Below are 22313 nucleotides of genomic sequence, written 5' to 3' on the forward strand. Positions count from 1 at the left end.
GGGGGAATAGGTGAAATGGATAAAAAGGCATTGATCAATATCGATTATACGTATGACTTCGTGGCAGACGGGGGTTCATTGACCTGCGGGAAGCCAGGACAGGATATCGAGAAGGCACTAGTCAGGATAACCAAGGAGTTTATCAAACAAGGGGAATACACGGTCTTCGCGATTGATTTACATGAAAATGGAGACCGCTTACATCCTGAATCGAATTTGTTCCCACCGCATAATATTAGCGGTACAATGGGTAGAGACCTATATGGGACTTTAAAAGAAGAATATGAAACAAATAAAAATCAAAAGAATGTTCATTTTCATTATATAGATGAAACGCGTTATTCGGCATTTGCAGGAACGGACCTTGATATCCGCCTAAGGGAACGTCACATTACCGATGTTTATTTAGTCGGGGTTTGTACAGATATCTGCTTATGAATACTAGGAATCGGATATTTGTTCAAACCCTTATATAGTAGGGGTTTTCAGGGTGTATACTTCAATAAAAATTTATTAGGATTTGAAGTTATATCGTTAGTAATAAATGACTCATAACAGACCCTGTTTTCTACTACAACACGGGCACCTAAAAAATCCATGTTGTAGTAGTAGTAGTAGTAGTAGTGGGATATCAGTAGTATACGTTACCGAAAGGAATTGTACATAAATTTATTGTAGTTAGAGAGAATATGGTTCCTAAGCGGCAATGGTAAACACTTCGATCCAAGCTTTAGATTAAGTTCTTATAAAGTATTACAATCACTATAACATTAGGGGATGCTGGAATATTAAAAAAGACAGATGATGATAAGTTTAGGTTTTTTTCAAAAGTTTCTAAATGATACATTCATCTCGCCACGTTCTATTCCACCAATATATGGATATTGAATTTCAGTTATACGCTAATTGTTCTTGCTCACCCTTTAAACATGAAAATGAAAGATGCTATCTCAAAGATTTATTAGTGAACCCCTAAAAATTATGTCCACAATAATTATCCGGACTCCAAATCTATTAAAACATACTGAATACGTTCTACATTTAATATCCATACTTTATTCCCAAAAGGGATACATTATAGATTAAGCTGCCATTTAATGGTGGCTTTTTCATTTTAATTTTTTTAGAGAAAAGTTATAGACTTAAAACCCCCTATAAAGGCTTTTTTTGTGACGTTTATGGAAAAAATAATTAATTTTTTAAAAAGATCAAGTCTCCCCTTGTTTTTTATTAGACAAATTGAATTTAATTCAAACACCTTAGGCAACTAAGAGAATTAAATTAAGTTTGGGGATAAATAAAATGACTGTAAGTAAATCAGCAGGAGAATTGAAATTAATAAATGGCGATGTCTTTAATGAAATAAAAAAAATTGAAAGTAATTCTATTCATTTAATCTGTACGGATCCGCCATATTTTATTTCTAGAAAGACGAATTTTAAAAGTGGCGGCGATGACCAAAAAAAATATGGCTCAATTTCAATGGAATTTGGTGAATGGGATTTAGAAGAGAATAGTTTAAATTGGTTTTCCCTATTACAAGAATTTAAAAGAGTACTAGTTCCAGGTGGAACAATGGTTATCTTTTACGATATTTTTAAAATAACTGATATATCAAAAGTTGCAGATAAGCTGAAGTTGAAACAAAAAAGAATAGGAATTTGGGAAAAAACGAATCCTGTCCCCATTAATGCAAAAGTCAATTATTTGTCAAACTCAAGGGAATATTTTATTTCCTATACTAAAGGCACAAAAAGAACGTTTAATTCCTATTATGATAGGGCTTCTTATGAAGCACCTATAGTTAGTGGAAAAGTGAGATTTCACCCTTGTCAAAAGCCAGTTGATGTTCTCGAAAAAATAATTGCAACTCATTCTAATAAAGGTGAAACAGTATTAGATTTTTTTATGGGTTCAGGGTCAACAGGACAAGCTGCTATAAATCTAAATCGGAGCTTTATTGGTTTCGAATTAGATAATACCTACTTCACCAAAGCTTCTAGGGCTTTGCATAAAGCTTTCACAACCTGATGATCTTTCATCAGGTTACTTTATGGAGATTAGCAAGAATATAAAAAAGGTATCCTTTCCGATGCTATGTATTATGAGAAAAGTATAATAAAGACAGCTATAGACAAGTCCAATATTCATTGCCGTCATCTTTTTTATGTTAGAAGCCTCCATTCCACGTGATGTAGGAGGCAGTGGCCTTTGATTATCGCCTTCCCTTTCAGATTATTGCTGGAGCTTACAAATTTGGGTCTGTCATTAAACGCCCACATTGGTCTCCTGAAGAATGTATCGCCTGAACCGAAAACTATCTGTGATTTCGGGTTTTTTCTTATTGAACTACCATGAAAATAGACTTCTGGAATTTAGGGGAAAAGGCAATACTTAAGAAGACGCAGCACATTGTTTTTTAAAAAAGGGGATAACACCGTGTAAGTAATTTTGAACCCCACCGCAAAATATATAAAAATCTTGTTACACCTGTTTTTTCACTTATATTTTTCACTGACTCATTTTCATTGAGCAAACGGATTATTTAATTGGAACTACTCGGCTAATTATTTGAATAATCTGAAAATTTTTGGTATAATAAAAAAAAGGTCAAGGAGTTGGTTTCCTATGGAAAAGAATTTGGCTAATACAACACCACAACCTGAAATAAACGTCAAGGATTCTGAATTTGCTGAAATGGTGATAAAGAAAGCCCTTCTTAATTTCCGAAAAGAGCAAATCCGAAAAGAGATTGACCAGTCATTACAGGATCAAAACAAAGAAGAATTCCTACGATTAACAGAGGAATTGAAAAACATTTCTTAAAATGTTGTTTATAAAATGAACTTAACATATTTGTAACTTTAAAAAGTACGCCAAAACGCCAATCCCATATCTATAAGGGATTGGCGTTTATTTGATTTTTATCGATTAAGCACGATATTATAAATAATTTATTATTTGTTCCAAAAAACTCGTAAGTAAGGGGACACTCATGAAGGTCTGAAAAAACCTTGGAAGAGTGCCCTAGTTGTTTTTTAGTGAATTCTTTAAGTTTGATGAAGCTTTTGTCAATTGCGTACGTATCTTTATCGTTTTAGTCCTTGTTTCTCGGTAATGCTTTGTCTAATTCTAAAAACTCGGTAGCACCCAAGTGTGGGCCCAATCCATTGAATATAGGCTGGACTGCCTCAATCGGTTATTCTAATTTGACCACCTAATAAAGGTTAATATTGGTAATGTCTTTTTAATCCACTTGATCAATTATCTTTTTGATGATACTGGATATGTTGGACTATTAACCCATTTTAAGAGCGGGAAGCAACAGTCCTTATCCTTTATACCCTTGCTCTAGCAAATCGCTTGTAAATTTCATGAGCATATGCATAGCGGCAATTAATAAGTGCAGTTCCAGCCAATTCAAATGCCTTCAGAAAAACTCTAACTGCATATTCTATGTCCTTTGTGTGTTTCAATTTTTCCATACTATAACCTTTTTGACGCATTAAATTCTGCATCCAACGCTCATTCCATTCTTTCAAAATATATTCAAGTTGAAAGTTTAAATCCCACTGACGACCATGAGCTTTTGCTTCCAATATACCCCAACGCCCTCCCCCATGTTTACTACAATGTTTGGTTTCCCACTGAGCAAGTCCCCCTTCCACATAAACTCCAATCTTCCTTATTTCGTTTATTACGTTGTATTGCCCTCGGCTACATATGAGACTCCTGCTCTAAGTTACCCATGATACCTGCGGTTGCTTCCTCTGAAAATCCATTTCGTCTAAAGAAGTTCCAGATTATTTGATGGTTAGGTTTCCACTCTATCTTATAGGCATCAGGACAATGGTATGGTCTGTTCTGGTAGTGTTGGTCTGTCCCCTTAATTGATGATAGAGTTTATTATTCCCATAAATTTCAGATTCGGTGACAAAAAACTCTTCATCAGATATCCATTCCTCACTATAAATTTCAGTAGCAGAATCAATAGACCAGCCGTTATTTTGGATACACCAGTAATCTCCAGCAGTAATTTTTAAAACATTTGGATACTCACTTGGCTTAGGTAGCTGAATAAAAAGATAAGTCTCGTTCTTTTCAGGAAGATACTTTCTCAACACCCCACACTCAAAGAAAGTCAGGGAATACGTGCTTTACATCAATAAGGGAGGTTGTTGAAGCAATGATTAGACTCTATTTTTGAGTTTAGATTTTCGTAGAAGATGGTGGCGGCGAGGAGCGCCGCCATAGGAGTTTCTTATGGAACTAAAGGGGCAGGATAGCTCTACAAGCACAGTATATTCATACTGCGACATAGCAAAATAACAGCTACTGATGTTTCTTTTTTTTGAAGTTTGTAAAATTATAAATAGGGATAGTCCAATCACTATCCCTAACATTACATATGATTTCGATTAACGAGTTCTTCCGCCTAATTGTTGTTCAGCCATTTGCACTAAACGTTTTGTAATTTCTCCACCAACAGATCCGTTTGCACGAGATGTTGTATCAGCGCCAAGTGTAACACCGAATTCACTAGAGATTTCGTATTTCATTTGTTCTAGAGCTTGTTCTGCACCATTAACTACTAATTGATTACTGTTGTTATTTCTAGCCATGTTGTCAGCTCCTATGAATGTAATGTGTTGCTAGTCATAGGTTTTGATAATGTTAAGAGTTATATACTATAGAATTTAAAATAAATTAAGGCAGTGATTAAGTGAAATTAAAACTCATCTGTAGCTCTAGAAGGGAAGAGCACAGGAAAACATTGAAGCCACCGGGTTGCAAGGTGACAACAGATGCTTTTGCAATCATTTTAATCCCGCCAAAAATGATGACAGCCGTAACGATAGCCTGGATGATTGCCGAAGCCTATTTTTCGATTCCAAACGATTCATTGAACGCACTTGTAATCGTGTTGGCTTGTACCAAATAGTAATTCAATCCCTATCCTTTTTGAAGGTGAGGATATTTTATGCTTACTCATAGAAGAAGAGATGCTCTTCTTTAGTAGGATGCACCTATTTCTATTACTTCATTTTGAAGTTTTTAAAGTTAAACTCCATTTTTTAAAAATATAATTAAACGTTTATTTTAATTCTGGCGTACGTTTTACTTGCCTCCGTCATAATCTAATTTTTTTTACAGCATAGAGTATATTTCTTCTTATGCGAGAAATGATAAATCTGAGAGAAAGGGGGGCGTTTCATATTTTTTTCTCCGGTTTATTTAAAAGGAAACGTTATTCAAAATACCAGCAAACAAACCAAAATGTTTATTCAGAAACACTTAGTTCGATAGATCATTATCCGCTGTATCCTGATTTATCGATGAATATACAAGTACTTCAGCAGATGTTTCACCATGCTCCGGATTTGGTGATTCGCCACTTCGAATTCGCCGGAAAGGGAACAAAGGCAGCTTTAGTATTCGTAGATGGTTTAACAGATAAAAATTCAATAAGCAATAACGTTCTAAGTGCCGTGATGCAATCCTCTTTCGACCCAAAGAAGGGATTGCCTACAACTGTAGGGGATGTTGAAGACGTCCATTCATGGAAATCCGTTGAAAATGCACTTTTTGCAGGTGACAGCGCCTTATTCATCCAAGGGGAAACGAAAGCGTTTCTTTTGGATACAAAAGGATGGCCTCAAAGAGCGATTGAAGATCCGAAGTTAGAAACATCACTGAAAGGTGCCCACCAGGGATTTGTAGAGACCGGAAGTCAGAATGTAGCAATGTTGCGAAGGTATATTCCTAACCGAGAATTGATCATAAAGGAACTTACAGTCGGTGTTCGCGGAAAGTCAAAGGTCTTTATCGTTTATTTGGGGGATGTTGCTAGTGAAGAAGTACTGCAGGAACTTGAAGACAGAATCAAACAAATTCAAATGGACGTGATAATTAATACTGGTGAACTATCTGAACTCATTGAAGATAACCCATATTCCCCGTTTCCTCAGTTTATATTAACCGAGAGGCCGGACGCAGCAGCTTCACAAATTCTTCAAGGTCGATTTGCCGTTATCGTCGATCGTTCGCCATCTGTTTTAATTGCTCCGGTAACATTAATGGCATTTCTTCAGAGTGTTGATGATTACAGCACACGCTGGTTAGCTGCATCATTGATACGGTTGCTGCGCTTTTTCGCTTTTATGATCACATTATTTCTACCTTCAACATATGTAGCCATTATATCCTATAATTACGAAGTCATTCCTTTAAAGCTTTTTTTATCCATAGCCGAATCACGGGTGGTGGTGCCCTTTCCGCCAATCATAGAAGCACTCCTGATGGAGGTTACCATTGAAATGATGAGAGAAGCAGGCGTTCGTCTTCCGGCTCCAATAGGCCAAACGGTTGGAATTGTGGGAGGAATTGTGATCGGACAGGCAGCTGTTCAGGCAGGTATAGTAAGCAATATTATGGTGATTGTCGTTTCTGCAACCGCAATCGGCTCATTTATCATTCCAAGTTATGACATGGGGACGGCTATCCGAATGCTGCGATTTCCCATGATGTTATTAGCAGTCATGTTTGGAAGTACCGGAATCATGATTGGTGCCATGACGTTGATTGCCCATTTAATTAGTCTTGAATCGCTGGGAACTCCGTATGCAAGCCCATTAGCTCCTTTCCGGTTTGCTGATATGAAGGACTCATTTATTCGTTTTCCTTTATGGAAAATGATTACACGACCAAAAAGTGTAAGGACCATTCAATCCAGTCGTCAGGGAAAGCCTAAAAGATAAGGTGAGGAAAATGAAAAAATACACTCATAATGAAATCACCATCCTGCAATATATTTTTTTAATTGTTGGGACCCAGATGGGAGTCGGTTTTTTGTCGCTTCCTAAAGTTGTTGCCGAAAAGGCTGGAACAGACGGCTGGATGGGCCTCATCATTGGTTGGATATTAAGCGTTGCTGCCAGTATTATTATGGTGAAAACGGCTGAGAAGTACCCAAACGACACGCTTTACGATCTTCTTATCCGATTTTTTGGAAAAATACTGGGTAAAGTTGCTATTTTCATTATTCTTGGATACACTTTATGCTTTTCTTTGATCATATTTATTAACACTTTTCTTTATATAAAAGCATGGTTTCTTCCCAAAACACCTGACTACTTAATTGTGTTGTTATTTTCAATCCCGGTATTATTTATAGTCAGGAATGGTCTCCGTGTGATTGGAAGATATAATGAATTGATTTTCTATATGACGATGTGGATCCCGTTAATTTTTTTGATTCCATTAAAAGATGGAAGTTTCTTGAATTTACTTCCATTGTTTAAAGTTGGTTGGAAGTCAATTTCAGCTACCGTGCCGCCGGTCATTTATTCGTTCCTAGGGTTTGAACTTGTCTTTTTCTTTTATCCTTTCTTAAAGAAAAAGCAATATGCCATTCATGGAATTATTATTGCCAACACCCTATCGATGTTCTTTTATCTCTTTTTAACCATTAGCTGTTTTGTGTTCTTTAGTCCGGATAGCATTACAAGTTTTAATCAGCCTGTCCTTAGTATGCTCAAAGTGATTGAATTCCGGTTTATTGAACGTCTTGACGTGGTTATATTGAATATTTTGATCCTTTTTTCCTCAAGAGCCTGGATCTTGTACATGTACTGTACGGTCTTTAGTTTCAGTCAATTAATGAATAAGCAGGATCATAGTTTATATGTGCCCGTTTTGTTAGGTTTACTTGTCGTGAGCACATTTTTTTTTCAACCAACATGGATGCAAGTAACAACCTGGCAAAAATGGCTTTCGAATGCCGGGATTGCGGTAGCATATGTGTTTCCCGTTTTTTTATGGATTTACAGTTTGGGATATGAGAGATTTTCACGGAGGAGATTTTCATGAGCCGAAAAATAGGATTGTGTCTTTTAATCCTTGTAATGATACTCTCTGGGTGTATGGATGCTACACCAATAGAGGAAGTTAGCGTCTCACTTATTTTAGGCCTCGATTTAGATGAAGAGGATAATTTATTAGTATATATGTCAAGCCCGATATTTAGTAAAGAGGCAAAAGATAAGGAAGAAGTGTATGAAGTTAAATCATATACCCTCCGACATTCAAGAGAAAAATTTGATGCGAGGGTAATAGGATTAACATCAGGAAGTAAAACGCAATTGTTTTTGGTGGGAAAACGACTGCTTAAAAAGAAGGATTGGTTTGACTATCTCGATCCTTTCTTCAGAGATCCTAAAAATACAGTAACCGCACGTGTTGTCGCTGTAGATGGATCTGTTGCAGATGTTATTTTCAATAAACCAACAGATAAACCGCGACTATCTCTATATTTAACAAGTTTAATTGATGCTGCCGCCAAGAGGAATATTGTGAAAGACACGACCCTCCAGGATTTTCACAGACAAATGAAGGACAAAGGGAGAACGGCGTGGATCACCCAAATCAAAAAGAAAAAAAGAATCGAGCTAACAGGCTCCGCACTGCTAGCTCAGTCCGGCCAGTATAAAATAACAATAACACCTGAAGAAAATCAATTATTAAATGTTTTAGAAGGTAAACAAAAAGGTGATTATTCCATAACTATTCCAGTTTCTATGGAATCCGCCAGTAAGGGCAAACCATACATCAGCTTCTCCATTTCAGATTTGAAAGTAAAGAAGAAAGTAAAGTTCAATGGACGCTTTGTATTTGATATAAATGTAGATTTACAAATCTCGCTATCCGAACAACTCTTTCCATTCGATGTCCGAAAAGATTATGCAAAGCTTGAAAAAAGCATTACAAATGAGCTTGAGAATGAAACCAATCAATTAATTCAAAAAATACAAAAGTCTCAAATTGATCCATTAGGGCTTGGTCTGTATGCAAGAGCCTACACTTATCAAGAGTGGAAAAAAGTACAAGAAGAATGGGGGAACACTCTGGCAAAATCAAAAATAAACATACATGTAAAAACAAAAATTAAGGGCATGGGATCAACGAATTATCAATAGGACAAAAGCTTTCATAATGGGGATGCTGAGAACTGATTCCTGTTAAAGATTCTGAAGAACGTTCTGTTTTTGAATTTTCTTTGGCATTATCGGAAAGACATAAAAAGGTTCTGGTGCAAATATGACCTGTTAGAAACGTAGAATATCAATATCCTTTTCATCTATGAATTATGAGGCCACTCCAAATAATTTATGTATAAATTCAATCTCACTTTGGACAGACTTCACCCCTTGTTGAAGTTGTCCTTTTTTCAGCATATGCATCACCTCCACTCCAGAGATGATTTATTTGACTGTTCGAAATGTTTTTAATCCTAGCATAGAACGGACTCACTTCTTTATAAAGCGATGATCCTGCTCCACTATGTTATTCAAGTATTTCTGTTGTTGCACCAGAACCAAACTTTGTATGTAACCAATTTAAATAAAATTAGTTGTAGAGAACAAATAACAAGGGGCGTTGAAAAAATATATCCTTTAGGAGAATATTCCAGAGTTGTTAATGACATTAAGAGAAAAGAATATCGAGAAAATCCTGATTTACCGATTACATTTGGCAAAAATGGCCCTGGTACAATACCGGGACCATTTATTAGCCGCTTAGGCACTTTTTTATACTGTCCGTAAAATGGGGCACAGTTCAAAAGTAAGGGGTTGAAAGAATTAGTTTCTAAAAACCTTAGATTCTATGAAATCTACGGTCTTAAACACCCTTAATGTTAACTTCCGTGCAATTGTAGTTGGAGACCCTATTACATTTGAAAATAATGTTTTGTTGGAATTTCAAAACTATTCCTGTTGATGCGTCAATATCAACATTAAATCTTAATTTACTATAGCAATTTCGTAATTGGGGTCCTGGTAACAACCTTGTAATGTTGTCGGTCTCAAATCTGCTTCCTTGTGTTGCTGCTGTCACGAGTACAGTTCACCCCATATTACTGATTAATGGCATTTTTCTCTATATCCTCATCTCCACTTACGAGATTTAATCCTTTTTGTTTCAGCGATAGGATAACCACACAAGCAAGAATCGCGAATGCACCAATTACGAACATTCCGTTTGAAAGGGCTAACTGTCCGAAAATCATTGGGCCAAAAAAGCCTCCTAAACTAGCAAATGCATTAACCGTTGCAATGCCGGCTGGTGCGGTAGATTCTGTAAAGAACAGTGTCATAAATGAGAAGAAAGAACCTACAAATCCATACAATCCAATCGCAGTAAAGGAAATCATTACAATCATCATCGTTGCACTATTGGCAAACCCACACGCAATAAAACCTGCAGCGGCAATAAGGAAGCTTGCAATCAAATGTTTCCTATGCTCATTTCTTTTATCAGAACTCCATCCAAAGAGTAACATCGAGGGGATCCCGATAAGTGCCGGTATAATCGTTAACCAGCCAATTTCCATATTGCTTGAACTAGTGGCAAATAATTTAATGATACTCGGAAGCCAAAAACCAAGACCGTATATCGCTGAATAATTCGCAAAGTAAATGAAAGCTAATTTCCAAACCTTCGAATCTTTAAACATTTCTAATTTTGATACTTTATTTACCGCAAGGCTTTCTTTTCTTTCCCTATCCAGTTCATTTTCTAGCCAATTTTTTTCTTCATCTGTCAACCACTTAGCATCTTTCGGACGATTACTCAAGTAAAATAGCGTAACAATCCCTAAAATAACGGCTGGAGATCCTTCAAGAATAAACATCCATCTCCAGCCAGCCATCCCATTCCATGCAATGTTATCCATAATCCAAGTTGATAATGGGGCCCCTATGATCGTACCAATCGGCAAGGCTAGCACTAAAGATGCGGAAGCACGCCCTCTTTCTTTACTTCGAAACCAATATGTGAAATATAAAATAATTCCTGGGAAAAAGCCTGCTTCAGCAACTCCGAGAAAAAAACGAGTAATATACAAATGTGTACCTGATTGTACAAATGCTGTTAAAATCGCTATGATGCCCCATGTAATCATAATTCGGGCAATCCAGATTTTCGCACCGACTTTGTGCATGATCATATTGCTCGGTATTTCAAATAAGAAATATCCAAGAAAGAAAATACCTGACAATAAACCAAAAGCTTCTGCGGATAACGCCAGATCTGCATTCATTTCCAAAGCTGCAAAGCCTAAATTTACGCGGTCCAAATAAGCAATGACATAACATATAAAGGTGAATGGTAAAATATGAATCATTGTTTTTTTGATTGTTGTACTCTCAATCGATTGATTGATTGAATTCATTTTATAAAATCCCTCCTAAAATAAATAATCAACTTTACGCTCTACAAATATTTAACAAATTGCTTTGGTGGATATACTCACAGGTTTGACAGCCTTTCCCCTATCACAAATCGGTGAGCGTTTCTAGTCAGTTTCTCCTTCATTTCAAATCTAAGTAAATTCCAAGGGGTCCTACCACATCGCCATCAAGAACTAACAAAACTTCTGCTTTAGAAAATACCTTTGCTAGTAGGGGGCATATTCTTTCTTTTGCAATTCTCCCTTAAATGTAAACGCTAACATTTTTAGATAGGCTAAAGATTTAATAACTTCTCTACGGTTTTAATAAAAGATTTGGACCTATATAATGCATCTGCGTCAATTCTGTTTTCACTGGCTAAAAAGGCGAATGAGGCAGCATCAATCTGCATTTTATATGACAATCAAACTTTTTATGTTAATACAGTAGATTCTGATCGCCCTGTTTATCACGGATTGACGTACTCAGGGAAATCTCATCCCATCTTAAGTACAAGCGCAGGAAAAGTGTTAATTTCCGATAAACCGGAAGACGAAATAGAGGAAATTATTTCCACGGGAGCGTCATTCAATAAAGCAGCTACGCTTCAGTATGATTTAACGGAATTATTGCAGGTTCAGGAAAAGGGGTACGCGATTAGTTATAACAACTTTTCCTCTGGAATAACATCAATTGCTGTACCTGTAAAAAATGAAGGCGGAGACATTATAGCTGCCATTGAATTAATTGGTCCTGAGCAACGTATACAGCCATCATCCGTTCATAAATATGTAAAAATGATGATGGAAGCTGCGATTGAATTGGAAAAATCCTTCTACAAGAAATATTAATAAAGAAGAATTATTGGAAAAGTTTACGGGCTGCCCGAAAAATCAAAACAACTTTTCCATGTCCGGCACCTTTAATCATTCACCGCGTTAATCCTTAGTAATAAAAAGCAACGAAGAAAGGTTAGTGATTAGGACTGTTTCTTATAAGAAACAGTCCTTCTTTGGATGAAAAAAGATACCTTTTCACTATAATCTGAAAGACCTAGAAAATATTTTTGATTGATTATTCTAAATAATAAGTAAATTACCACATAGAAGAATAGTAAGCTTCAAAATGAAAAAATATGGTGATATTATTCGAAATAGCAAGTGGAAAAGCGCTTACATTTGGAGGGGATAAAATGAAAAAGGTTATTGATACAAGTGAAGTAAGAAATTTAGTTAAAAGTGGTGATAAGTTACTAGTCGGTGGATTTGGCTTATCTGGAAGCCCTTTAACGATTATAAATGAGCTATTAGAAACTGATATTAGTGACTTAACAGTTGTAAGCAACAATTTAGGTGAAGATAGTCTGGGATTGCATAAATTATTCGTTCAAGGAAAAATCAAGAAGATAATTGGCTCATTTTTCACAACGAATAAGCCGGCCGTCACTGCTTGGCAAAAGGGGGAGTTAGAGATTGATTTAATTCCTCAAGGGACACTTGCAGAAGCGATTAGAGCGGGCGGTGCTGGAATTGGTGGTTTCTACACGAAAACAGCTGTAGGAACAGGGCTTGGAGCAGGTAAAGAAGAGCGTGAAATTGACGGGGAGCGCTATATTTTTGAAAAGGCCATTAAGGGTGATGTTTCTCTTGTAAGGGCTGCAAAAGCGGATAAACTAGGGAATTTAATTTACCATACGACGGCGAGAAACTTTAACCCGATGGTTGCAACGGCGGGAAAAGTTGTCATCGCTGAGGTTGATGAAATCGTCGAAGTTGGAGAATTAGATCCTGAATATATTGTGACACCACATGCTTACGTAGATTACATCATTGAAAGCAAATTTGTAAAAAAGGGAGGAACATATGTTGAGTCAAGATAAAAGACATTTAATTGCCAAACGCATTTCAGAAGAATTGGAAGAAGGACAAGTTGTTAATCTAGGGATTGGTATCCCCACATTAGTTACACAATATTTAGGTGATAAAGAGGTTTATTTACAGTCAGAAAATGGATTGCTTGGCATAGGGCCACCTCCTGAAGAAGAGAATCTTGATATCGATTTAATTAATGCGGGTAAAGAGCCAGTGACTTATTTAAAAGGGGCGTCTTTTTTTAGTAGTGCTGATTCTTTTGCGCTCATTCGCGGGGGGCATGTGGATGTTGCAATTTTAGGTGTACTACAGGTCGACGTATATGGAGAAATTGCCAACTGGGCAGTACCAAATCAACCGATTTTGGGCGTTGGCGGAGCAATGGATTTAGTGACAGGTGCTAAGAAAGTAATTATCGCTGCAACTTTATTTAATAAAAAGGGAGAGTCTAAGCTTGTCCAAAACTTAACGTATAAAACGAGTGGGATTAGACGAGTGGACTTATTCATTTCCGATTATGCAGTATTTGAATTTACTGAAGATGGTGTCAAAGTTGTTGAAATAATTGAGGACATCACAATTGAAGTGTTAAGTGAGAAAGTTGGCTTCGACTTAGAGTACTTGAGCACTGTTCCAATGGTTTGACTGAAGAAGAAAAAATGGGTTTGAAAAAAGAACTTGAATTTGTGCTGCAGTCTAAACTGTTTTTCACAGCTGATGTTCAATTGGTTCCCGAAGAATCGTTACCTGAATTCGATATAAAAGCAGAACTGACCGAGGATTTATATAAAAAGTAAAAATGAGTGTTTGAAATGAAAGCGTTCTATTAAAAAGGAGATGTGTAGGGTGAGCAACGTCGTACTAGTAGAAGGAGCACGTACTGCATTCACGGAAATTTCAGGCTCATTTAGAGAGATTTCCGCAACAGATTTAGGAGTAGAAGCAGCTCGGCAAGCGATTCATAAAGCGAAAATCCACCCAGAGGAAATCGATCAAGTCGTATTTGGAAATGTCCAGCAGTCCAGTAAAGATGCACATTATCTCGCTCGTCATGTGGGTTTAAAGGCAGGACTTCCCATCCATGTACCTGCATTGACGATCAATCGCTTATGCGGAACTGGTGTAGAATCCATATTAACGGCTGCACGATAAATTATGTCCTGCGAAGCAAAAGTGGTATTGGCCGGTGGAACAGAAAGCATGAGTCAAGTCCCGCACGTCATTCCTGGAATGAGATGGGGGAGCCAGTTGGGTGGGCCTGTTATAGAAGATTGGGTGTGGGATGGATTATATGACACGTTTGGTGAGTGCAGTATGTCTGTTACTGCGGAAAATCTAGCAGAAAAATATGGGATCACTCGTGAGGAGATTGACAGTCATGCATTGTCAAGTCATGAGCGGGCGCTGGCAGCGATGGAAAAAGGCTATTTGAAGGAAGAAATCGTTCCGATAACGGTTCAGGAAAGAAAAGGAAGCAGAGTCGTTGCAGAAGATGAGCATGTCCGGAAAACAAGCATGGAAAAGCTCGGTAAACTAAAAGCCCGCTTTATCGAAAATGGTGTTGTGACACCTGGAAACGCGAGTGGTATGGTTGATGGTGCTGCTGCTGTTATTGTCACATCTAGCGAATATGCTGCCGAAAAAGGTCTGAAGCCCATTGCTAGACTAGTTGCCTGGGATGTTGTTGGTGTCGATCCAAAATACATGGGCATTGGTCCAGTACCGGCGATTCAAAATGCTTTACAAAAAGCAGGATTAAGAGTGGAGGATTTGGACTTAATTGAAATCAATGAAGCTTTCTCCGCTCAGTATTTAGCATGCCAGAAAGAATTAGGCTTTGACCTAGAGAAAGGAAATGTGAATGGTGGTGCGATCGCTCTAGGTCATCCACTTGCGGCTAGTGGCGTAAGAATTACTCTTTCCCTTGCCTATGAGTTAAAAAGACGTAACAAAAGGTATGGAGCTTCTGCTGTCTGTATTGGTGGGGGGCAAGGGATAGCATCTATTTGGGAGCGATTATAAAACAGAGCTATGACTTGAACACATATATGTATCCCTGTAAATAATCTTCTGAAATTATGCAGAAATAGATTGTGGGGTTTTTAGTATAGTTATTTTTCGAATTATGAGAAAAATAAATACGTTAATTAATAGAAGAGTAGTAGGAGGGAATAGTATGGAATTATCCTTCATCCCTTGAAGCCATTGTTCGTAAATTCGATTTGATTAAAAAATTTCCGAATTATTTACTATACAGATTTTGAAATGAATCAAGTGAAAATTCAAATTGAAAGGCGAGAAGAAGTAATACCAATTTTGGCACAATTATTACGCAAACGTGTAGGTCTACGAATAGAAGTGGAGCAAGTGAAAGACAATTCCTTGTCCCGTTTTACAATGAAGGCTCGTCGCGTTATTGACAATCGTACATCTAAAGTAACTGTATAAGAAGGAGGTTGTTAAATGGAGTATAAAGTAAAAGTACATTGGGGCGACACGGACGCTGCGGGCATTGTATATTATCCAAATTTTTATAAATGGATGGATGAAGCAACACATGAATTTTTCTCAGCGATTGGACACCCCACAGATGTTTTATTTAAAGAGAATGTGGCATTACCTTTAATTGAAACGCATTGTGAGTTTAAACGACCCGTTCTATACAATATAGAACTGATTGTGTACTCAGAAGTCGTACTATTAAAAGAAAAAGTGTTCAAATTATCACATCAATTTTATTGTGAAGATCAACTTGTGGCGGAAGGCTATGAAATGCGAGTATGGGCTTCAACAGCAGAAGGGCGTGCAAAGGCAGTAGCAATTCCAGAACAAGTGAAAAATAAACTATGATTAGAGGAGTAGGTAAAAATGACAAACACACGTGAAGTATTAGTTATCGGTGCAGGACCAGTTGGTATGACGGCTGCCCTTGCACTACACAGCCAAGGTATTCAGACAACAATTATTGAAGCAGAGCCAGAAGGACGTGAACGTGCAGGCAGTCGCGCGATTTATATTCATAAAGAAACTTTAAAACTATTAGAAAGTATTTCTCCAGGCTTAGGTTTTGAATTAGCGAATATCGGTGTGGTTTGGCCTGTCAAGAAAACGTGCTATCGAGGCGAATCGATCTATAAACGTGTTTATGAGCCACCAGCACCAAATACGATTCCAGCGTTCTCAAGTTTACATCAACGTGAAATTGAAAAAGCGTTATTTAAAGCATGTCAAGCTGCCAATATAGAGTTTATATGGGGAGAACCCGTGAAAGACGTAGTCCCTTCAAATGTAGGCGTTATAATTGAAACCGCAAAGAGTACTTGGAAAGCAAAATATGTTGTTGCAGCAGATGGTGCACATTCTAAGGTAAGAGAGTCTGTCGGCATCAAATTCAAAGGGCCACGTACAAGTGATGCGTTTGTCGTAGTGGATGTAAAAGAAGACGAAAAAAGTCCACTTCCAGTGGAACGTATTTTCCATTATCAACATCCAGATGCTGGTGGCCGTAATGTGATGTATGTACCATTTGCAGGTGGCTGGCGTATCGACTTACAGCTATTTGATGAAGATGATCGTGCGTACTACGGTTCAGAAGAAGGCGTACGCGAATGGCTTCCAAAAGTAATGGATCCGAAATATACAGAACGTATTACATGGATTTCAACCTATACATTCTATCAAGTAGTTGCAGAAAGCTACACAGATGAAAATCGTCGCGTCATTTTAGCTGGTGAAGCTGCCCATTTATTCGCTCCATTCGGCGCGCGCGGATTAAACTCTGGGGTACCTGATGCAATAGTAGGTGTACAAGGTATTGCACACGCATTAAAAGCTGATACGGTTGAAGAAGCTCGAACAGCTATTGAAGCAGCAGCGAATGAGCGTCTAAGCGCAGGTTTATATAATCGTGAATGTTCAAACTTAGCTCTTGAACATATTCAAGGTACAAATGAAGAGATTAAGCTAAAACGAGAAATTAGTGCTTTCTTAGCGCCGCATATTCCGAAATTAGGAAAATGGTTAGACGAAGGCCCATTCGGACCACGTTCTGGTCCACCAGCATTATCAACAAAGTACTAATTTATTCTGGGCTTTAGCATCGTTGCTGTTTGCAAGTGGAATGATGGAGGAAAATGAAGTCGAATAAGAAATGTGCTGTACTAACATATTTCTTATTCGACTTTGTTAACTAACAATTTATAATCCAGCCCAAAGAGTAGTATTTCTCCATTGAAAAATCACTATTTACACAATTAAATTCGGGACTAAATAAGTATAAGTAGGCCACTTTAGCTAAAGTGGGTATATTTTAAGGATCTGAAAATCGAAATAGTTAAGACGAAAATTGGGATACTAAAGATTGTTCATGAAATTAGGAAAGATTTTAAATAAAGCATTCGAATAATCGGTTGTTGTTTTTGGTAAGAACGATGAAACCCTCGAATGACCAGAGAAAGAAGCCTGGTAAAAAAGAAAGTAGAATTGTGTCGTCGGGATCTGGAAGAGTTTATGAATTAAATGTCGCAACGTACAAGGGGTCGTGACGGAGCGATAAGGTGGAAGTGAAAAGAGCACTCATTTTGTACTGACCCCATAAAGTTAGACAAGTTATTTCGTTAGGCAGCCCCCCTGCAAAAATATGGTCTAACACCATTTTTTTATATAATACTCGAAAACTAACCTATTGTAAGCTATTGACATGGTGTATACACTAACAATTACTATTATTAAATATAAATATTTTACAAAATACAATTTCATCGTTTTTTTCATTTTAGAAATAATTTTAATAAAGGAGAAATTATATGACAACTGAAATTGTTCTACCAAAAGCAAGGCTTCTAAGTTACTGTAAACAATGTCTCTCAATCTATTACTATTAAATAGAACAGAATTATCATAAAACGATGAAATAAGACAATACAGCCAAACGAAAATAGATTTGTATATCAAGCTGTATTAACATGACTATTTTTTTAAAAAAATGAAACCGTTTTCTCTTCGGATTTTTGTATTCACACATGTATTTGGGGTAATTGGTGAATCTAATTAGAGTGTTTTCGTTTACGAATATTTAACTGTCGTAAAGAAGGTAGCTAAGACTGCAAAAATGGAAACATATAAAATGGCGATACTTTTTGGTGACGTCCAATCATTTACTCTAAACTAGAAAAATAAACCAAAAGTTTGATTCTTTAAGTAAGATATACGGATGGGTGGAGGGGTAAAATGGAAACAATAGATATTCAAGATCAATCAAATATCGATCCTATAGTACTTAAAAATAGGGAATTAGGTACCAAAAACCTTAGTAGTTTATTTTATCGGTATATTACTTTCGCTATTTTAGTGTTGAAACGACAGTAGCATCTTCAGGAGTTTCACGATTGTTTGACCTTTTCTATCAGGGAACCATAACGCGTGATTTAGAAATTGTCCTAGATTTAGGCATTGATAGCGCGATGTTATTGATAGCCGGATTATCCTTTTTAGGGTTAACCATATTGTCATACATAAAAAAGGCTCCTATCCTATTGAGTTTCACAATGAGCATACTATGCGTCGTAACGGGTTATTTAACTTTAATGGTCAGCATCCAATAAAGTTTGCATCATTTAAAAATACAATAAGAGGTGAAATGAGATGAAAAGTAAGAATTCTAGTTTTAAAATTGCAGTTATACTTACCACTGTTATATTGGCTATAATCGCTGCACTAGTTGTTATCAATAATTTGAACTCAAAAACAACCAATGTATCTACCACAGGAAAAAAGCCGCCTATTGAAGGACAACCGACTATAGGGGAAGCCGATGCCCCTATATCCGTTGTAGAGTTTGGTGATTTTAAATGTCCATCTTGTAAGGCATGGGGAGAAACGGTTTTCCCTAAATTAGTTGAAGATTATGTCGATAATGGAAAAGTGAAATTCTCTTATATAAATGTACTATTTCATGGAGATGAATCACAGTTAGGTGCAGTCGCTGCTGAATCAGTATTTAAAAACTCTCCAGATGCGTATTGGGAATTTCACAAAGGGTTATTTAAGGAACAGCCAAGTCAAAATCATGATGGATTATGGATAACGCAAGAGAAAATACTAGAAGTAGCTAAAGCTATACCTGGCATTGATGCAGATAAATTGGAATCAGATATTGAACAGGAGTTAGTGATGGGAGAAGTAAATAAGGATACAGAATTAGTAGAAGAGTTTAAGATACAGCAAACTCCAACAATAGTGGTGAATGGGACAATGCTAAAAGATCCTTTTGATTATGAAAAAATAAAAAGCCTTATTGAGCAAGAACTAGAAGGTAATGAATAATGAAGGAGGCTAAGGCCGGATTCAATAGACAATTTTTTCTCTATTTAGCATGGCTTGTTTCAACAGTGGCTACGCTAGGGAGTCTTTATTTTAGTGAAATACGTGGTTTTATTCCATGTGAACTATGTTGGTACCAACGGATATTAATGTATCCTTTAGCTTTAATTCTTGGGATTGGCACCTTTCAAAATGACTCATCAGTAAAGAAGTTTGTATTGCCTATGGCAATTATTGGTTGGTTTATTTCTATTTATCATTACTTGATACAAAAAGTTCCTGGCTTTGCAGAAATAAAGCCTTGTGTTAACGGTGTCCCGTGTAATGCCCAATATATCAACTGGCTTGGTTTTGTAACGATCCCCTTTTTAGCCTTAACGGCTTTTACTTTGATTATTGTGTCTATGGTTCTTATAAAAACACAAAATACCAAAAAAGGAATTTAATATAACTAGTGGTAGAGGAGGAGTGGGTAGGCAATTCCTTTTGTTTTATATTTTAGAAAAGCCTCCAAAAAGGAAAAGTAGCTTTTATCGTGCTTTTGGGAATCGTGGGGATTCATTATTTCTTGCGATTTCTTCCTTCATTTAATATGAATAATTTAATGGGTCTGTGAGAAACTATCAGTTGTTGTTTAGTTAAATCAAAAGGAGGAATTCTTATGACTCACATCACAGACCATCACCACACAGGAGAAACTGTATCAGAAGCTGGTGCTTACATTTGTACTACTGGAGAAAAAAAAGAACTGCATCAAGGGGAAACATTTCCTGAATGTCCTTCCACAGGAAATTCTACAACCTGGACTCATGCAAGCCACGTTCATAGAACTGGAGAAACTGTTATGGAATCAGGACATTATCTAGATGCAGATGGAGAACATGTGGTGCTTCAGCAAGGAGAAAAGTTCCCAAGCTGCCCATCAACAGGTGAATCAGTCACTTGGACGCATGAACAATAAAATTAAATGTACAATAATAAAACAACCATTAAAATGGCTGTCAGACTGTCGACATACTAGTTTACCTTACAGTGGCCACAAAAATATTAAAAGCAAAGGGACTAGGTTGGGAACATATAAATTTACTTGGAGAATATTCATTTGATTTGAATACGACCATTAAAGATATAAAATGATGCTGATATCTACTTAGCGTGGGAGAAACCAGTTTTTCATTTCCATTTATTATATTAACATGGGTTTTATGTCAAAATGTTGGCGGCACCCCATGCCCATCAAGCTAACACCAAAGAGTACTTAAAGTAGATCTATTTCTACAAGATAATCGTTCATGCAATTAAAGAAAGACATGCCAAATAAGCCTCTGATAGGTCATTTTTTTTCGCTATGCTGCACTCTTGTGACACATGGTATACTGATAGACAACACCCAATATATCAAAGACTGTCTTTTTCTCATAACGGTGGGATTTTCGCCCGTTTTTCTGTAGGAGGACAAACAGGCGAAGTAGAATCTTTGATAGCTCTTGGGTGCTTTTTTGTATCGCTTGAAACAGCAGTAAAAAATAGTCTTTGATGATATAAATAGCTTTATATTCACTAAGTTCTCGTTTTTTCTGGATGAGGAGTAGTTGTCGCATTTGAAACATGGTAGAGGAACAGAGAAGAATGCCAATCAGTTGACCATAGAGATGACATTCTAATCGCTCTTTTTTGATCTCTTTACAATCATCTATTTCAAAGAAGGATTTCCAAGTTTTAAAGAGTAATTCGATTTGCCAACGTAAGGAATAAAGATCGTGAACATGTTCCGTTGCAACATCTTCGGGTAGAGCATTGGTTATGTATACATTCATAGCACTCAATCGTTTAATGCGTTCTTTCATGACAATCCCTTTCTTTTTCTCCTTTAGGGCTTGATTTTCCCACCGTTTTCGGGTTTGTTCTTCCGTAAGCCGGTGGATAATGACTCTAGTCGGCAACTTTTGATACTGGCCAATGTAAACGTCAGAGATCTCATAGGTTTGTCCTGGTTTTAATTGATGCATAATCTCTTCCATATCCAATTGAATATACTCGGTTTGTTTTTTGACCGTTCCATTTTTGAAGTATTCGGGATTAGAATTTCGCAGATGAATCCGAGTGTTTAATTTTAAGCGAGAGATATAATAGGCTCCTTTCTTACCCATTTGATAGAGATCTTTCAAGTCAAAATAACCTAAATCACGTATACATAAGTCACCCGTTTCTACCGTTTGTAAGCACGTAGAACCGTAGGTTTTATCATTTTGTTTACCAGGTCCTGAGTGAACGTGCAGGAATTGACCACTGAGGAGATCATATTCTAATTGAACCTTTACGCCAGCTGTATGACTACTGCCTCCAGATCCTTGATAGGCTGAGGCAAACATGTCTGGGAGTTGAAAGGTCGTAGAATCCAAGATTCGTATACGCTGAAACTGAGAAGCGTAACGATGAGGAAGAGCCTGAGAGGCATATAGCTTTTGAGTAAGCAGGAAGTAAATACCTGTTCTAAGAACTTGACAGCCGAAGGATTAAATCGTTGATTGAGTCCTTCAGGACTTATCAAGACTCCCGTTGAAGATTCTAAACAACTACATAACTGTGTTAGGGAAGTACTCGCTACTTTTTGGCTTAACCACACGCACAACGCTATTAAATCTTTAGCTTGGTACTTACTCGTCCTTTGAACAAAACCTACCTTTTTAGCTAGCTCTTGGAGAGCTTGTGGAGCCAAGGATCGTTGTAGTTCCTGTGAAAAGAGGGTAAGTTCGTCTGAAATTTCGCGACTCATAAAAAAACACCAGCCTTTCCATGATATTACAGAAAGGATAGCGTTTTTTTCGCTTTTGGGGAAATGATTTGCCCTTAGCTTGATGGGCATGTGGTGGAACCCCTAAAAGGGGAACGT

22 protein-coding genes and 4 pseudogenes are annotated in these 22313 nt (G+C 37.1%); 19 read left to right on the top strand and 7 right to left on the bottom strand.

Annotated features, from left to right (window positions below; translation table 11 throughout):
• Nucleotides 1–15: 15 nt before the first annotated feature.
• The 3 genes and pseudogenes from ACFX4X_RS10625 to ACFX4X_RS10635 all read left to right on the top strand — a co-directional run.
• A pseudogene (locus tag ACFX4X_RS10625) lies at nucleotides 16–435 on the top strand (cysteine hydrolase family protein); the annotation flags it as partial.
• Between the two features lie 867 nt (nucleotides 436–1302).
• Nucleotides 1303–2031: a DNA-methyltransferase gene (locus ACFX4X_RS10630; protein WP_377383314.1), complete on the top strand. Its 729-nt coding sequence runs from the start codon at nucleotides 1303–1305 to the stop codon at nucleotides 2029–2031.
• A 597-nt stretch (nucleotides 2032–2628) separates the two neighbouring features.
• Nucleotides 2629–2826, top strand: coding sequence for an IDEAL domain-containing protein (locus ACFX4X_RS10635; RefSeq protein WP_377383316.1), 198 nt, complete (start codon nucleotides 2629–2631; stop codon nucleotides 2824–2826).
• A 512-nt stretch (nucleotides 2827–3338) separates the two neighbouring features.
• Here ACFX4X_RS10635 and ACFX4X_RS10640 read toward each other — a convergent pair.
• The 4 genes from ACFX4X_RS10640 to ACFX4X_RS10655 all read right to left on the bottom strand — a co-directional run bounded on the left by ACFX4X_RS10640 (nucleotide 3339) and on the right by ACFX4X_RS10655 (nucleotide 4622).
• The gene (locus ACFX4X_RS10640; protein ID WP_377383318.1) at nucleotides 3339–3668 is read right to left on the bottom strand and encodes a phage tail tip lysozyme; all 330 of its coding nucleotides are present in this window, start codon (nucleotides 3666–3668) and stop codon (nucleotides 3339–3341) included.
• A gap of 49 nt (nucleotides 3669–3717) precedes the next feature.
• Nucleotides 3718–3891 (bottom strand): phage tail tip lysozyme, encoded by a 174-nt coding sequence (locus ACFX4X_RS10645; RefSeq protein WP_377383418.1) that lies wholly within the window; start codon nucleotides 3889–3891, stop codon nucleotides 3718–3720.
• Nucleotides 3828–4121, bottom strand: a complete 294-nt coding sequence (locus ACFX4X_RS10650; RefSeq protein ID WP_377383320.1) for a hypothetical protein — start codon at nucleotides 4119–4121, stop codon at nucleotides 3828–3830. Before ACFX4X_RS10650 ends, ACFX4X_RS10645 begins: the two co-directional genes overlap by 64 nt.
• Nucleotides 4122–4418: 297 nt before the next feature.
• Nucleotides 4419–4622, bottom strand: a complete 204-nt coding sequence (locus ACFX4X_RS10655) for an alpha/beta-type small acid-soluble spore protein (RefSeq protein ID WP_214750194.1) — start codon at nucleotides 4620–4622, stop codon at nucleotides 4419–4421.
• A 101-nt stretch (nucleotides 4623–4723) separates the two neighbouring features.
• On the opposite strand from ACFX4X_RS10655, the gene ACFX4X_RS10660 reads away from it, so the two are divergent.
• The 4 genes from ACFX4X_RS10660 (at nucleotide 4724) to ACFX4X_RS10675 (ending at nucleotide 8975) form a co-directional block, all read left to right on the top strand.
• On the top strand, nucleotides 4724–4942 hold the full coding sequence (locus ACFX4X_RS10660) for a hypothetical protein (RefSeq protein WP_377383322.1): 219 nt from the start codon (nucleotides 4724–4726) through the stop codon (nucleotides 4940–4942).
• A gap of 241 nt (nucleotides 4943–5183) precedes the next feature.
• The gene (locus ACFX4X_RS10665) at nucleotides 5184–6758 is read left to right on the top strand and encodes a spore germination protein (RefSeq protein ID WP_377383420.1); all 1575 of its coding nucleotides are present in this window, start codon (nucleotides 5184–5186) and stop codon (nucleotides 6756–6758) included.
• A 10-nt stretch (nucleotides 6759–6768) separates the two neighbouring features.
• Nucleotides 6769–7869, top strand: a complete 1101-nt coding sequence (locus ACFX4X_RS10670; RefSeq protein ID WP_377383323.1) for a GerAB/ArcD/ProY family transporter — start codon at nucleotides 6769–6771, stop codon at nucleotides 7867–7869.
• The gene (locus ACFX4X_RS10675; protein WP_377383325.1) at nucleotides 7866–8975 is read left to right on the top strand and encodes a Ger(x)C family spore germination protein; all 1110 of its coding nucleotides are present in this window, start codon (nucleotides 7866–7868) and stop codon (nucleotides 8973–8975) included. Before ACFX4X_RS10670 ends, ACFX4X_RS10675 begins: the two co-directional genes overlap by 4 nt.
• A gap of 168 nt (nucleotides 8976–9143) precedes the next feature.
• Here ACFX4X_RS10675 and ACFX4X_RS10680 read toward each other — a convergent pair.
• Nucleotides 9144–9368: pseudogene (locus ACFX4X_RS10680) on the bottom strand (DDE-type integrase/transposase/recombinase); the annotation flags it as partial.
• 545 nt (nucleotides 9369–9913) lie between these two features.
• Nucleotides 9914–11230: an MFS transporter gene (locus tag ACFX4X_RS10685; RefSeq protein ID WP_377383327.1), complete on the bottom strand. Its 1317-nt coding sequence runs from the start codon at nucleotides 11228–11230 to the stop codon at nucleotides 9914–9916.
• Between the two features lie 333 nt (nucleotides 11231–11563).
• On the opposite strand from ACFX4X_RS10685, the gene ACFX4X_RS10690 reads away from it, so the two are divergent.
• The 12 genes and pseudogenes from ACFX4X_RS10690 (at nucleotide 11564) to ACFX4X_RS10745 (ending at nucleotide 20381) form a co-directional block, all read left to right on the top strand.
• Nucleotides 11564–12079, top strand: coding sequence for an IclR family transcriptional regulator (locus tag ACFX4X_RS10690; RefSeq protein ID WP_377383328.1), 516 nt, complete (start codon nucleotides 11564–11566; stop codon nucleotides 12077–12079).
• Nucleotides 12080–12420: 341 nt separating this feature from the next.
• Entirely contained in the window at nucleotides 12421–13107 is a 687-nt protein-coding gene (locus tag ACFX4X_RS10695) for a CoA transferase subunit A (protein WP_377383330.1), read from the top strand.
• A complete protein-coding gene (locus ACFX4X_RS10700; protein WP_377383332.1) occupies nucleotides 13091–13744 on the top strand; it encodes a 3-oxoacid CoA-transferase subunit B in 654 nt (217 codons plus the stop codon). Before ACFX4X_RS10695 ends, ACFX4X_RS10700 begins: the two co-directional genes overlap by 17 nt.
• 14 nt (nucleotides 13745–13758) lie before the next feature.
• Nucleotides 13759–13896: a hypothetical protein gene (locus tag ACFX4X_RS10705; protein WP_377383334.1), complete on the top strand. Its 138-nt coding sequence runs from the start codon at nucleotides 13759–13761 to the stop codon at nucleotides 13894–13896.
• Nucleotides 13897–13936: 40 nt separating this feature from the next.
• Nucleotides 13937–15121, top strand: a pseudogene (locus ACFX4X_RS10710) (acetyl-CoA C-acetyltransferase).
• Between the two features lie 243 nt (nucleotides 15122–15364).
• Nucleotides 15365–15547: a hypothetical protein gene (locus ACFX4X_RS10715; RefSeq protein WP_377383335.1), complete on the top strand. Its 183-nt coding sequence runs from the start codon at nucleotides 15365–15367 to the stop codon at nucleotides 15545–15547.
• Nucleotides 15548–15562: 15 nt separating this feature from the next.
• Nucleotides 15563–15949, top strand: a complete 387-nt coding sequence (locus ACFX4X_RS10720) for an acyl-CoA thioesterase (RefSeq protein WP_377383336.1) — start codon at nucleotides 15563–15565, stop codon at nucleotides 15947–15949.
• Nucleotides 15950–15967: 18 nt separating this feature from the next.
• Complete coding sequence (locus ACFX4X_RS10725; protein WP_377383338.1) at nucleotides 15968–17179, top strand: FAD-dependent monooxygenase; 1212 nt, start codon at nucleotides 15968–15970, stop codon at nucleotides 17177–17179.
• A gap of 1307 nt (nucleotides 17180–18486) precedes the next feature.
• A complete protein-coding gene (locus ACFX4X_RS10730; RefSeq protein ID WP_377383340.1) occupies nucleotides 18487–18702 on the top strand; it encodes a hypothetical protein in 216 nt (71 codons plus the stop codon).
• A 40-nt stretch (nucleotides 18703–18742) separates the two neighbouring features.
• Nucleotides 18743–19423: a DsbA family protein gene (locus tag ACFX4X_RS10735; protein ID WP_377383342.1), complete on the top strand. Its 681-nt coding sequence runs from the start codon at nucleotides 18743–18745 to the stop codon at nucleotides 19421–19423.
• Nucleotides 19423–19866: a disulfide oxidoreductase gene (locus tag ACFX4X_RS10740; RefSeq protein WP_377383344.1), complete on the top strand. Its 444-nt coding sequence runs from the start codon at nucleotides 19423–19425 to the stop codon at nucleotides 19864–19866. The genes ACFX4X_RS10735 and ACFX4X_RS10740 overlap by 1 nt, the downstream gene beginning before the upstream one ends.
• A gap of 215 nt (nucleotides 19867–20081) precedes the next feature.
• On the top strand, nucleotides 20082–20381 hold the full coding sequence (locus ACFX4X_RS10745) for a hypothetical protein (RefSeq protein WP_230137289.1): 300 nt from the start codon (nucleotides 20082–20084) through the stop codon (nucleotides 20379–20381).
• A 385-nt stretch (nucleotides 20382–20766) separates the two neighbouring features.
• Here ACFX4X_RS10745 and ACFX4X_RS10750 read toward each other — a convergent pair.
• Nucleotides 20767–22196, bottom strand: a pseudogene (locus ACFX4X_RS10750) (IS4 family transposase).
• Nucleotides 22197–22313 lie beyond the last annotated feature (117 nt).

It is taken from the genome of Peribacillus sp. YIM B13481 (genome assembly GCF_042787985.1).
Classification (GTDB): Bacteria; Bacillota; Bacilli; order Bacillales; family DSM-1321; genus Peribacillus; species Peribacillus simplex_A.